Genomic DNA, 13,597 nt, shown 5'->3' with positions numbered 1-13,597 from the left:
TGTGCACGAGGGAGCGGCTCGAACGAGGCCGCCGCTCGCGGCGTCACGCGGTGTCGGCGGCGGCCCGGCGCGGAGACGGCGCCGGCCCCCCGACGCACTCCGGTCGGCCTCGTGAGGCAGTATCCGATGCGGATAGGGTGAGCGGCACCGACCGGCACAGGCCGGGGGAGGAGGCGGGCAGGGGCATGGCAGCCGCGCAGGACAAGGACGCGTCGCGGTCGGGACGTCCCACCTCCCGCGACGTGGCACGGCTCGCCGGTGTGTCCCACACGGCCGTGTCCTTCGTGTTCAACGGCCGTGCCGAGGGCAACCTCTCCCTCGCCACTCAGGAACGCATCCGGCAGGCCGCTGCTCAGCTCGGCTACCGGCCCGACCCCGTGGCCCGTGGCCTGCGCAGCCGTCGCACGGCGGTGATCGGCCTGGTCACCGACGAGATCGCCTCCACTCCGTTCGCGGGGCGCCTGCTGCGCGGCGCGATGGAGACCGCCTGGGACAGCGAACACCTCGTCCTGACCGTCGACTCCGGCGGAGACCCGGCCAAGGAGGACGCAGCCGTCGCCGAACTCCTCGACCGGCGGGTCGACGGAATCATCTACGCCGCGATGTCGCTGCGCCGGGTCCGTGTGCCCGAGGGGCTCCACCGCACGCACTCCGTCCTCGCCAACTGCCTCCCCGAAGACGGTTCCCTGCCGGCGGTCGTCCCCGCCGAACGCGCGGGTGGCCGGGCGGCCGCGCGGCTGCTGCTCGCCCACGGCCATCGCAGCGTCGCCGTCGTCGGGGGAGAGGCCGACATCGCATCGGCGGAGCGGCTCCAGGGCTTCCGCGACGCGCTGCGCGCCGAGGGGGTCTCGATTCCCAGGGAATGGGTCGTGCGGACCGGTGGTGAGATCTCCGGTGGATACGAGGGCGCCCTGCGGCTGCTCGGCAAAGCCGCCGCAGGGCGGTACCCGACCGGGCTCTTCTGCTACAACGACCGGGTCGCGGCGGGCGTCCTGCACGCCGCGGCCCGGCTGGGACTCACTGTGCCCGGCGACCTGTCGGTGATCGGCTACGACGATCAGGAACACATGGCGGCGTTTCTGTCCCCGCCCCTGACCACCGTCGCGCTGCCGCACCGGGCGATGGGCGAGGCCGCGGTCCGGCTGGTGCTGGACGCCATCGGCACGGGACGGATGCCGAGCCCCACCGTGCGGCGCATCACCTGTCCCGTCGTCGACCGGGAGTCGGTGGGACCTGCTCCCAGCCGATGACGGACGCCCCCTCGCCCGTCACGAGGAGTTCCGGCACATCGCCCGGTCGCCGGTACACGCGTTCGGTGATCACGGCGTGGCCGCCCGCGAACACCTCGTACAGCGACCCGTCCACGAGGACGCGTACCGTGACCTCCTTCCCGGCCGGTGTCCGGGCCACGACGGTTCCGTCCCCCGGGTGGGCCGCGCGGGGCCGGCCGCCGCGGTCCAGGGTCACCGTTCCCCGCAGGGGGTCCACGAGGAGGCTCAGCTGCGCGCCCGGCGCCGAGCGCAGCAGACGTACACCGGTGGGTGCGCGGGCGGTGACCGACAGGTCGTAGGCGTGCGGCAGCGGTACCGGTCCCGGGCCCGTGGTGAAGGGCCGGGCGGCGCGCAGGAGTCGCGTCTCGGGGGCCGGGTCGATCCTCAGGGTGCCGTCCGGGGCCACGTCGACGACGCGGGGCGTGGTCAGGACGCCGGCCCAGCCGGCGCGGTCGATCTCCGCCTGTGCGCGGGCCTCCCACGACCAGCCCCACATCAGGATGCGGCCGGCCTCCTGGAGCAGGGCGGGCGCGTAGAAGTCGCGACCGTGGTCCACACGGCCCCCGGCCCTGGCCACGAAGCGCCATCCGCCGTCGGTGCCGCCCACCGGACCGCCCGTCAGGTACCCGGTGCCGAGGGGCACTTCGTCCCACAGAGACACGACGAGCACCCAGTCGCCCGCAGGAGTCCGGCACAACTGCGGACATTCCCAGCCGGTGGCCGCGCCGCCGAACGCGGCCGTCGCGACGTGGTCGCGGCCGTCGATCAGCACTCCGGCGAACCGCCAGTCGTACAGGTCGTCGCAGTCGTACAGCAGTACCGAGGGTGTGCCGTCGGCGTGACCGGCGCCGACCAGCGCCCAGCGCCGCCCGCCGTGCCGGAAGACGAACGGATCGCGGAACATCACCACGTCCAGTCCGGCCGGAGGACCTGCCACCACCGCCGTGGGCAGCGGTTTCCACTCGGTCAGCATCTCGTCGCCGGGATCCGCGGCCGGCGCGAGGCAGATGGTGCCCAGGCCGGTGTGGTCCCGGCCGATCCCCGTGTAGACGGCGGTCGGCACACCGTCGTCGTCGACCACGCAGCCGGACCAGCAACCCCCCTCGTCGGGCCCGCCCGGGGTCGGCGCGAGGGCGACGGGGTGGTGCTGCCAGCGGACCAGGTCGGGGCTGGAGACGTGACCCCAGTGGATGTCGGCGTGCACCGGCGCGTGCGGGTTGTACTGGTAGAAGAGGTGGTACCGGCCGCGCCGGCGGAACGGGCCGTTCGGATCGTTGATCCAGTTGGCGGGCGGACGGACCCTCAGGCGCGGGGCGTCGGGGTCGGGGGTCGCAGCGGCGGGGCTCAACGGTTGACTCCTGCGGAGGTGATGCCCTCACGGAGAGGACGCTGGCCGACGACGAACACGGCGACGGCGGGGATCATGGACAGCACGACGCCGGCGAGCACCACCGAGATGGAGCCGGTGCCGAGGTTGCCCTGGAGGGAGACGAGGCCCAGCGGCAGGGTGTGGTTCTGGCTGGAGGTCTCCAGGATCAGCGGGCGGAAGAACTCGTTCCAGTGGTAGTTGAAGGCCAGGACGCCCACGATGGCCAGGCCGGGCGCGGCGAGCGGGGCGTACACCGACCGGAACACCCGCCAGGGGCCGGCCCCGTCGAGCATCGCGGCCTCGCCGAGGTCCTTGGGCATGCCGAGGAAGTACTGACGCATCAGGAAGGTGCCGAAGGCGGTCGGGAAGGCGGGGACGATCAGACCGAGCAGGGTGTCGGTGAGGCCCACGGACTTCAGCACCAGGAACACCGGGACGATCGTGACCTGGAGCGGCACCATCATGGTCGCCAGCACCAGGGCGAAAAGGGACCTCTTGAACCGGAAGTCGAGGCGCGCGAAGGCGTACCCGGCCAGCCCCGCGGTGACCATCTGGCCCACCGCGATCAGCGCGGTCACCAGGGTGGAGTTCAGGGCGAGCAGCCACATGTCGATCTGCTCGAAGACCTCGCCGTAGGCCTCGGTCGTCGGACTGCTCGGAATGACTTCCGGGGGGAGGTCGAAGGACTCGGCCGGCGTGCGCAGCGAGGTGGACACGGTCCAGACGACCGGCCCCAGGGTGAGCAGGGCGCACGCGGCCAGGGCGGTGATCCGCGCCCACGGCGCGAGGGAGTGCCGGACGCGGCTGGTGGTCAGGGTCGCTTGGCTCATGGACTCACACCCGGGTCACTGGTAATGGACGAAACGCCGGCTGAGCCGGAACTGGAGGGCGGTGACCGCCATGATCAGTGCGAAGAGCAGCACGCCCACCGCGGACGCCGTACCGAAGCGGAGCTGCTCGAAGGCGGTCTCGTAGATGACCATCACGACGGTGCGTGTGGAGTCGCCGGGGCCGCCGTTGGTCAGGACGTACGGCTGCTCGAAGACCTGGAGGGCGTTGATGATGCCGACCACGGACGCCACCAGCAGGGTGGGGGACAGCAGGGGCAGTGTGACGTGCAGGTGTTTGCGCAGGCCGGTCGCGCCGTCGAGGGAGGCGGCCTCGTGGATCTCCTTGGGAATGTTGTTCAGACCGCCCACGAACAGCAGGAACGAAAATCCGAACTGCTGCCAGACGTACACCAGGATCACCGCGGCCATGGCGCCGTTCTCCGAGGTCAGCCAGGGCACCGGGGCCACGCCCACCAGGCCGAGCAGCCAGTTCACGACCCCGAAGTCCTGGTTGAACAGGTACTTCATCACCACGGAGATGGACGCGGCGGACAGCACCAGCGGGAAGAAGAAGGCCGACCGGAACGCCGAGCGCAGCCACGCCGGCATCCGCCCGTTCACCGCGAGCGCCAGCATCAGCGCGATCAGCAGCTGGAGCAGGACCGCCAGGACCATGAACAGCAGCGTGTTGCCGAAGGAGACCAGCACGGTGGAGTCGGTGAGTGCCGCACCGTAGTTCGCCGTGCCGGCGAAGCGCGGCGGATCGATGACGTTCCAGTGGAAGAGGCTCAGAACCACCGAGCCGGCGATCGGTACGACCGTGAAGACCACGATGCCGACGACGGTGGGCGCCAGGAACAGCGCGGCCAGCAGGCGGGTGCCGCGCTCACGCGCCGCGGATGTGGGCCGGACCGCTGCCGGGCGCGTGGCGGCCCGCTCGGACCGCATGGCCGGGACCTGGGTGTCCGTCATATGTCACGCTCCATGGCCTTCTCCAGGTCCTCCTGGAGCCGGCGCAGTGCCGGACGCACCGCGCGCGGGGAGGCCAGAGCCGTACCGGTGTGCTTCAGCAGTGCCTGCTCGACCTCGGCGACCTGCGGCGGCGCTGGGACGGGACCGGTGTCCGGGAACCGGTCGAGGGTGCCGTAGAACGCCTGCCAGTTCCTCGGGCCGCTCTCGCGGTAGCGTTCCGCGGTGAGCATCGAGCGACGTGCCGGAGTGGTCTGGTTGGCCCGGAAGAGCCGCGTCAACGTGTCTTTGCGCGCGGCGAACTTGATGAATTCCCACGCTTCCTCCTGCCGCTCGGACGTGCGCAGGATGGCGTAGCCGGCCGCCCCGAACTGGTGGCGCTGGGTGTGCCACCGGGGGAAGTACTGCACGTCGTAACCGGTCGGCTTCATCCCGGCCAGACGCAGGCCACCGGCCCAGAAGCCGCCCGCCGGGGTGACCCCCACCCGACCGGTGGAGAACACGCCGACCAGGTTGGTGCCGTTGCCGCCCTCGGGCCGTGTGCACAGCCCGTCCCTGATCAGGGAGGCGAGGTACTCGTACGTCTCCTCGACCCGGTCGTCGGTCGCCTGCGGGGTGGTCCAGCGGAAGCCGCCTCCGCGGCCCTGCCGCTGGTCGGGCGGGTAGAAGCTGTCCCACAGCCAGGTGCCGCCGGGCGCCTTCGACTCCGCGAGCAGATTCGTGCCGCCCGCGAAGAGCCAGGGGACCACCCCGCCCCACAGACGGTTGGTCCAGAAGTAGGGAGTGAAACGGGAGTCGCTGGTCCGCTTCATCCGGCGCAGCAGGCCGGTGAAGTCGTCGCGGGTCCAGTCCGGCGGCGGGAGGTCCGCACCGGCGCGGCGCAGCACCTGCCGGTTGAGGTACATGTCCGCGGCGTTGAACTCCAGCGGCAGCTGGTAGAGGCTGCCCTCGTACATCATCGACTCCACCAGTGCGGGATGGACGTCGGTGAAGTACTCGCGCAGCTCGGCGGCATCCCGCTCGACCCAGCGGTCCAGCGGCACACCGAGGCGCCGTGCGAAGAGCTGCACGCCCTCGGTGGCGACGTAGACCACGTCGGGGGCGGTGCCCGCGGCGATCTGGGTGAGGATCTTGGCGAAGAAGTCGGACCAGTCGACCGCCTGTACGGCGTTCACGCGCAGCCGTATGCCGGGGTGCAGGGCACGGAACCCCTCGCCGAGGAAGCGCACGGCCTCCTGGTCGAAGGCGGAACCGAGCGTGGCGACGACGAGGGATCCGTCGTCCCGGCCGGGGATGTCCCCCGCGGTGAGCCGGTCCCAGCCGGCAGCGGTGCCGGCCAGCGCGGCGGCACCGGCCCCGTAGCCGCCGAGCCGCAGCAGCGTGCGGCGCTTGAGTGAGTTCATCGAGCGGCCCTAACTCGTGTTAGCCGGACGTTGATGACCCAGATGATGGGAACCGTTCCGCGCGGATGTCAAGGGCCGTGGACGCCTTGACCTTTAACGAGTTAGGTCTACAGTCCTGGTGCACACGAGCCGCTCGTCCCGACGAAGGGATCGATGAGTGATGCCTGGAATGTCCAGAAGAGTGCTGCTGGCCGGAGCCGCGGGAACGTCCGCCGCCCTGCTGTCCGCCGGACCGGCCGCGGCCCAGCCCGGGACCGGAACCGAGCCCGGAGCCGAGACCGGAGCCGAGCGCGGGACCGGCTGCCCGAACCACCGTGCCCGGTACCACTTCACGGTCCCCGACCAGTGGAAGAACGACCCGCAGCGTCCGGTCTGGATCGACGGCGAGTACCACTACTACTACCTCTACAACCCCGACTACTTCGCCGGCGGCACCACGGCCGGCACCGCCTGGCGTCTGGCCACCAGCAACGACCTCGTCACGTTCACCGACCGGGGCGTCGCGGTGCCCAAGGACACCACGCCCAACGGCGACGTGTGGTCGGGATCGGCGGTGGTGGACACCGGCGACACCGCCGGGTTCGGCCCGGGCGCGGTCGTCGCCCTGGTCACCATGGAGCCCGTCGAGAACGCGAACAGCCAGGCCCAGTACCTGTACTGGTCCACCGACGGCGGCCGCACCTTCACCCACCACGGCACCTCCCCGGTGCTGCCCAACCCGGGCGTGCGCGACTTCCGCGACCCCAAGGTGATCCGCGACGCCGAACGCGGCCGATGGGTGATGGCCCTGGCCGAGAACACCAAGGTCGGCTTCTACCATTCGCGGGACCTGAAGTCCTGGACGTACGCCGGCGGCTTCGTCAAGGAGGGGATCGGTGTCCTGGAGTGCCCCGACCTGTTCCGCATCACCGCCGGGAACGGCACCGCGAAGTGGGTGCTGGGCGTGAGCGCCAACGGCAAGGCGTCCGGGCAGCCCAACACCTACGCCTACTGGACCGGCGACTTCGACGGCACGACGTTCACACCTGACGCCGCCGACCCGCAGTGGCTGGACCACGGCTGGGACTGGTACGGCGCCGTCACCTTCGAGAAGCGGGACGCGGCCGGCCGCGTGGACGACCGCGTCCGCCACGCGATCGCCTGGCTGAACAACTGGGACTACGCGAACGTCACCCCCACGATCGACAGCGGTGGCTTCAACGGAACCGACTCGATCGTCCGCGAGGTCACCCTCGAGTCGACGTCCTCCGGCACCTACTACCTGGCATCACGGCCGGTGGCCGCGCTGGAGAGGTACGTCTCCCGCACGGTGCGGCTCGGCGACCTGGAGGTCGAGGGAACCCGGGTGCTGGACTACGAGGGCACGGCGTACGAGGTGACCTGCGAGATCACCTGGGACCAGGTGGCCGGCGCCGGGCTTCAGCTGCGGCGCTCGGGTGACGGGAGCAGGCATGTCGACGCGGGCGTGTACCGGGACTACGCCTTCCTCAATCGCCGCCGTGCGTGGAATCCGGACGTCTCCGGGAAGTGGCAGGAGAGCCACAGCCCCTTCGACCCGGCTGCACGGCGGGTGCGGCTGCGGATCCTGGTGGACCGGACCTCGGTGGAGATGTTCGTCGACGACGGCCGGTACGTGCACTCCTCACAGGTGTTTCCGTATCTGATCGACACCGGCGTCGCCCTGTTCACGATCGAGGGACGCGCGCTCTTCCGCAACGTGGTGATCCGGGAGTTCGCGGTCTGAAACGTCCGGCGACGGGGAGAGGGGCCGGTCCGCCCGGCCGTTCACATCCTGTCCGAGCTCCAGGGCTTACGGGTCACTGCCCGGCGGCCGCCGCACCCGTCCCCCCGGCCCCGGCGGCCGTGCCGTCCCCGGCCGCGCGGCCCCCTGCCACCCCTCGGCCCGAGGCATCCGTTTCCGGTCTCTCTCGGAGGGCCTGGGGCAGCGGCCGGGAAGGGGGTAGACGGGGTGTCATGGACGGCACGCGAATGCGGCAGGACGAGCGGAGGACACAGGAGGCCCGCGCCCGAGGGACCATGGGGATCTGGCGGTGGGCCAGATGGGCGGCGCTTCTCCTCGCGGTGAGCTGGTCGGTCAGCTGGGCCGTGCATCTCATCCGGGGCGCACGTGGATGGGACCTGTGGTGGCCCCTGATCAATGCGGTCATCTGGACGGCATTGGCCGGGTACGGCTTCGTGACCTGTCGCCGCATCAGGACGACGACCCTGCCGGCCATCACGGGCCGGCCGCCTGCCTGACCGACGGGGCCCGTCGGCGGCGATCAGCCGCCGGGTCTGCGAGCAACCTGCTGCACGGGTGCGATTTCCCCCCGCCGGCCTTCTGTCAACCCGCCGAAGGCGAGATTTCTTTCGTGTGTCCTGATCAACTGCCTTGCTGATGATTCACCGGCCCGGTGCCAGTGCCGTTTCGGCGGAGTGTCGTTATCGCTCGTGGGACCGGCCGGCAGGGCCGGCAACGATCAGTGATGAGGAAGACAGTGAGGAACACGGTGCAGATGTTCGGTGTGCGGCGCATCGCGGTGGTGGCTTCGATCGTGGGGATGGTGCTGGCCGCGCCGATGGGCCTGGCCGCGGCGCATGCCGGTGACGGAGATGCGGGGCCGGGCGGACTGCTGTCCAATCTGTCCGGTCGGAACTCCTCCGGCCACGCCAACCTGTGCGGTACGGGAAAGGTGGCCCTTTTCAAGGACCGCACCTGTCTGTCCGAGGACACCGGTGACAGCAGTGGCGGTGACCAGGCCGGCCCCACCGGCGGAATCCTGTCCAACCTGCTGTTCGCCCGCAATGCCTCGGGGCACAGCAACAACTGTGGCAACGAGACGGTCTCGGTGATGAGCCGCACCACGTGCGTCACCGTCGATCGCTCCGGCCGCTGACGAGGCACCGGATCACAGAAGTACCGCCGGAGCCGGGAAGCGTGACGCCGTCCACCGCCACGCTTCACCGGCTCCGTCCGGCGAGCCACGAGAAAGCAGGCAGTACAGGTGAACCCGTCCTCCGCCCGGCTGACCATCGGTGTGGTGGCGCCCTTGACAGGGCGTCTGGCGCCGCTGGGCAAGCCGCTGACGTATATCATGAAGGCGTTGGCGCCCCGGCTTGCCCACATCCGCAACAGCGGCCGCCGCTACGACGTGTCGGTCGCCGTGCGGGACAGCCGCTCCGACCCGGCGGCGGCCCGGCAAGCCGTCCACGACCTGGTCACCACCGACCACGCACACATGGTGGTGACCATGGCCGGGACCCAGGTATTGCCGGCCGTCGCGGACGCCTGTGAGGAACTGTGCGTTCCGTGCCTGTCGACCACTTTCCCGTGGCAGGCCTATGTCCACTCCCGCCGCGCGGGCCCGGAGCACTCCTTTCGGTGGACCTACCACTTCGCCTGGGGCCTCGACGACATCGCCACCGTCTTCGCTCACCTGTGGGAGCAGATGGACGGCGGCCCGCACGCCGTCGGCTGCCTGTGGAACGACGACCTGCAAGGCAGCCTGCTCCGCCACGAGAGGTACGGCTTCGCCCCGGTCATCTCCGCGCGCGGACACCGCCTTGTCGACCTGGGACCCTACCGGGAATCAGCCGACGACTTCGGAGCACAGGTCGACCGGATGCGGGACGACGGCGCCGACATCGTCACCAGCGCCGCCACCGCAGCCGATCTGGCCCTGTTCCTCCGCCGGGCCCGCCGGGCCGGGCACCGCCCCCGGCTGATCACGTGCTCGCGGTGGCTGACCTACCCCCACACCCACAGCACCACCGCTCGGGACGTCCAGGCGGAAATCGCCGAGGCCCGCGTCGCCACCCTGGTCTACTGGAGCCCCGACCACCCCTACCGCTCCAGCCTGGACGGCACCACCTGCGCCGATCTCGCTCACGCCTACCAGCGCGACACCGGAGAATCCTGGCTTCAGCCGCTCGGCCTGGCCCACGCGCTGGCGGAAACCGCTCACCACGCGCTCAGCACCGCTGACGACCCCACCGACCGCGCGGCCGTCGCCCAGGCTCTCGCCGGCACGACCGTCTCCACCATCGCGGGCACGCTCGACTGGAAGCGCGGCCCCACCCCCAACATCGCGTTGCTGCGTCTGGCCGGCGGCCAGTGGCGCCCCGGCCCGAAGGGCCCCGACCTCGCCCTCGTCACGAACACCGACGCCCCCGACGTCCCCGTCACCGGCGACCTGATGCCGACCTGACGAGCGGCGCCTGATCCGGGTGACGGACCGGTGTCTCAGCCGCCTCCGGTTGCCTGGTGTCAGGCGGACGGCTGGGGATCTCCCGGCGACCGGCCGCGCGGAGTCGTGAGCGGTCTCTGCTGTGCACCGGCGCCGTTGCGCCGAACGGGCCTCCCGGTTTGTGTGCGCGGAGCCGTGGATACACGGTCGGGGCAATCCGGTCGGTGAAGGATGGCGGAACCGGTGGTTCGCGGCAGGGACGTCATCGCGGAACCGGGCGGGGCGCCGGCCGACAAGCCGCCGGCTTCCGGCACCGGCACGGCGGACCGCATCGGGCGCGCCCTGACGGCTCCGGCCGGCACCGACGCCGCGCGCCGACCGCCGAAGAGGCGGACGGTGCGGCTGCCCCGGGGCCGACCGGAGCATCCGGGAGTACCCTTCGTCACCCAGTGGAGAGTTGTTCATGGACCCGGTCGATCTCCCCCTTCCCGTCGTCAGGCGTCCGCAGGAGGGCCCCGACGCGAAAGCCCTCGAGCGGGATCTGCGGTCCCGCGTCGACGGGGAGGTGCGTTTCGACGCGGGCACCCGGGCGACGTACTCGACGGACGCTTCCAATTACCGGCAGGTACCCATCGGTGTGGTCGTCCCCCGCACGGTCGAGGCGGCCCGGGAGGCGGTGGCGGTGTGCCGTGAACACGGTGCGCCGCTGCTGTCGCGGGGCGGCGGCACCAGCCTCGCCGGCGAGTGCTGCAACACCGCCGTCGTCCTGGACTGGACCAAGTACTGCAACCGGCTGGTCTCCGTCGACGTGCACAACCGTCGCTGCGTCGTCGAGCCGGGCATCGTGCTGGACGATCTGAACCGGCAACTGGCCGAGCACGGTCTGATGTACGGCCCCAGGCCGGCCACGCATCCCAACTGCACGATCGGCGGGATGATCGGCAACAACTCGTGCGGCTCGACGGCCCAGGCCTACGGCAAGGTCGTCGACAACCTGCACCGCCTGGAGATCCTCACCTACGACGGCGTACGCCTGTGGGTGGGCCGGACGGACGACGACGAACTGCGACGGCTCACCGCGGCCGACGGGCGCGTCGCGGAGCTGTACCGCGGCATGAGGGCCCTGCGCGACCGGTACGCCGGCCTGGTCCGCGAGCGCTATCCCGACATCCCGCGCCGGGTCTCCGGCTACAACCTGGACTCGCTCCTGCCCGAGCACGGATTCGACGTCGCCGGACTGCTGACCGGCTCCGAATCGACGCTGGTCACCGTGGTGCGCGCGGAACTCGAACTCGTTCCCGTACCGAAGCACAGCGCGCTGGTCGTCCTCGGCTACGAGGACATCTGCCAGGCCGCCGACCACGTGCCGGCCGTCCTCGGGCACGAGCCGGCGGCGCTGGAGGGAGTCGACCACCAGCTGATCCGCTTCCAGCAGGAGAAGCACCTCAACCCCGACGCGCTGGAGGAACTGCCCGAGGGGCGGGCCTACCTGATGGTGCAGCTCGCCGGCGACACGCGCGAGGAGGTGCGGGAGCGGGCCAGGGCGCTCATCGACGCGAAGCCCGCGAAAGTGGGCCACACCTGGTACGACGACCCCGAGCACATGGGACAGCTGTGGAAGGTCCGCGAGTCCGGCCTCGGTGCGACCGCGCACGTCCCCGGCGAGCCGGACACCTGGGAGGGGTGGGAGGACTCGGCCGTGCCCGTGAGCCGCCTCGGCGACTACCTGCGCGACCTCAAACGCCTGTACGAGGAATTCGACTACGGCCACCCGTCGGTCTACGGCCATTTCGGCCACGGCTGTGTCCACACCCGCATCCCCTTCGACCTGGAGTCCGAGGAGGGTGTCGCCCGGATGCGGGCGTTCGTGGAACGCGCCGCCGATCTGGTCGTCTCCTACGGCGGGTCGCTGTCCGGCGAGCACGGGGACGGCCAGTCCCGGGGCGAACTGCTGGAGAAGATGTTCGGGCCGGAGCTGATCGAGGGCTTCGAGCGGCTGAAGGGCCTGTTCGACCCGGAGAACCGCATGAACCCCGGGAAGGTCGTCCTGCCCTACCGCCTCGACCAGAACCTGCGGCTGGGAGCGGACCATCTCCCCTGGGAACCGGAGACCGCCTTCTCCTTCCCGCACGACGACGGCAAGTTCAGCCGGGCCGCCGCCCGCTGCGTCGGGGTGGGCAAGTGCCGCTCCCTGGAAGGCGGCGTGATGTGCCCCAGTTACCGGGCCACCCGCGAGGAGGAGCACTCCACCCGGGGCCGTGCCCGCCTGCTGTTCGAGATGGTCAACAACGACGGCGACTCCCCGGTGACGGACGGCTGGCGCTCCGACGAGGTGCACGACGCCCTCGATCTCTGCCTCGCCTGCAAGGGCTGCAAGACCGACTGCCCGGTCAACGTCGACATGGCCACCTACAAGGCCGAGTTCCTGCACCACCACTACAAGGGACGGATGCGGCCGCTCGCCCACTACTCGATGGGCTGGCTGCCCGCCGTCGCGCGGGCCGTCTCGCTCGCGCCCCGCACCGTCAACGCCCTGGCGTCCCTGCCCTGGGCGGCGCGGGCGGCGAAGGCGCTGGGCGGGGTGGCGCCGGAGCGGGACGTGCCGGTCTTCGCCGAGCAGCGCTTCACCGACTGGTGGCGGGCGCGGGGCGCGCCGCGCGGTGACGGACACCGGGGCGAGGTCGTGATCTGGCCGGACACCTTCACCGACCACTTCCACCCCGCCGTCGGGCGGGCCGCCGTCGAGGTCCTGGAAGCGGCCGGCTTCCGGGTCAAGGTCCCCGACCGTGCGGTCTGCTGCGGGCTGACCTGGATCTCCACGGGACAGCTGGGCGTTGCGGAACGGGTCCTGCGCCACACTCTCGACGTGCTCCGCGAGGACCTGCGCCGGGGCACTCCCGTCGTCGGTCTGGAACCGAGCTGTACCGCCGTCCTCCGCGCCGACGCCGTGGAACTGCTGCCGAAGGACCCGGACGTGGAGCGGCTGCGAGCCCAGACCAGGACGCTCGCCGAACTCCTCGTGGAGCGCGCGGACGACTGGCGGCCACCCCGGGTCGACGCCCGGGCGGTCGTCCAGCGTCACTGCCACCAGTACGCCGTCATGGGCTTCGACGCCGACCGCGAAGTCCTCCAGCGCGCCGGGGTCGACGCGGACGTCCTGGACGCCGGGTGCTGTGGCCTGGCCGGCAACTTCGGCTTCGAGAAGGGCCATTACGACGTGTCCATGGCCTGCGCCGAGGCCGGGCTGCTGCCCGCCGTACGGCAGGCCGACGCCTCCACCCTGGTGCTCGCCGACGGCTTCAGCTGCCGTACGCAGGTCGACCAGGCCGGCATCGGACGCACCCCCCTGCACCTCGCCGAGATCCTCGCGGCCGGCCTGCACGGGAGGCAGGCCGTGGCGGACCGGCCCGCACCGCCGCGGCGACGCGCACTGCTGCCGCTGGCCGGCGCGGGCGCCGCCCTCCTCACGGCCGCCGTCGGCGCGCGACGTGTCATCCGGGCGTCCCGAGTGACGTGACTCCTCGAGGAAGGCCTCAACTCCACTTCTGCATTGAACCTGTACATGCCA

At 71.3% G+C, this 13,597-nt stretch carries 9 protein-coding genes; 5 read left to right on the top strand and 4 right to left on the bottom strand.

Annotation, left to right across the window (positions count from 1 at the left end):
- Window positions 1–185: 185 nt before the first annotated feature.
- Entirely contained in the window at window positions 186–1,250 is a 1,065-nt protein-coding gene (locus tag ACZ45Q_RS26145) for a LacI family DNA-binding transcriptional regulator (RefSeq protein WP_468265619.1), read from the top strand.
- Here ACZ45Q_RS26145 and ACZ45Q_RS26140 read toward each other — a convergent pair.
- The 4 genes from ACZ45Q_RS26140 to ACZ45Q_RS26125 are packed head-to-tail and all read right to left on the bottom strand — an operon-like array spanning window position 1,198 to window position 5,842.
- Window positions 1,198–2,619: a glycoside hydrolase family 32 protein gene (locus ACZ45Q_RS26140; protein WP_468265617.1), complete on the bottom strand. Its 1,422-nt coding sequence runs from the start codon at window positions 2,617–2,619 to the stop codon at window positions 1,198–1,200. The genes ACZ45Q_RS26145 and ACZ45Q_RS26140 overlap by 53 nt on opposite strands.
- On the bottom strand, window positions 2,616–3,470 hold the full coding sequence (locus ACZ45Q_RS26135; protein ID WP_468265615.1) for a carbohydrate ABC transporter permease: 855 nt from the start codon (window positions 3,468–3,470) through the stop codon (window positions 2,616–2,618). The genes ACZ45Q_RS26140 and ACZ45Q_RS26135 overlap by 4 nt, the downstream gene beginning before the upstream one ends.
- A 15-nt stretch (window positions 3,471–3,485) precedes the next feature.
- Complete coding sequence (locus ACZ45Q_RS26130; RefSeq protein ID WP_468265613.1) at window positions 3,486–4,442, bottom strand: carbohydrate ABC transporter permease; 957 nt, start codon at window positions 4,440–4,442, stop codon at window positions 3,486–3,488.
- Window positions 4,439–5,842: an extracellular solute-binding protein gene (locus ACZ45Q_RS26125; RefSeq protein ID WP_468265611.1), complete on the bottom strand. Its 1,404-nt coding sequence runs from the start codon at window positions 5,840–5,842 to the stop codon at window positions 4,439–4,441. Before ACZ45Q_RS26125 ends, ACZ45Q_RS26130 begins: the two co-directional genes overlap by 4 nt.
- A 160-nt stretch (window positions 5,843–6,002) precedes the next feature.
- On the opposite strand from ACZ45Q_RS26125, the gene ACZ45Q_RS26120 reads away from it, so the two are divergent.
- The 4 genes from ACZ45Q_RS26120 (at window position 6,003) to ACZ45Q_RS26105 (ending at window position 13,546) form a co-directional block, all read left to right on the top strand.
- The gene (locus tag ACZ45Q_RS26120; RefSeq protein WP_468265609.1) at window positions 6,003–7,586 is read left to right on the top strand and encodes a glycoside hydrolase family 32 protein; all 1,584 of its coding nucleotides are present in this window, start codon (window positions 6,003–6,005) and stop codon (window positions 7,584–7,586) included.
- 754 nt (window positions 7,587–8,340) lie between these two features.
- On the top strand, window positions 8,341–8,739 hold the full coding sequence (locus tag ACZ45Q_RS26115; protein ID WP_468265607.1) for a hypothetical protein: 399 nt from the start codon (window positions 8,341–8,343) through the stop codon (window positions 8,737–8,739).
- Window positions 8,740–8,847: 108 nt separating this feature from the next.
- On the top strand, window positions 8,848–10,050 hold the full coding sequence (locus ACZ45Q_RS26110) for an ABC transporter substrate-binding protein (protein ID WP_468265605.1): 1,203 nt from the start codon (window positions 8,848–8,850) through the stop codon (window positions 10,048–10,050).
- 442 nt (window positions 10,051–10,492) lie between these two features.
- Window positions 10,493–13,546, top strand: a complete 3,054-nt coding sequence (locus tag ACZ45Q_RS26105; RefSeq protein ID WP_468265603.1) for an FAD-binding and (Fe-S)-binding domain-containing protein — start codon at window positions 10,493–10,495, stop codon at window positions 13,544–13,546.
- Window positions 13,547–13,597 lie beyond the last annotated feature (51 nt).

The sequence above is a fragment of the Streptomyces sp. NPDC031049 genome (genome assembly GCF_055571015.1).
Note: the sequence above shows the minus strand (reverse complement) of the source record. Positions and strands in the feature narration are given on the sequence as shown.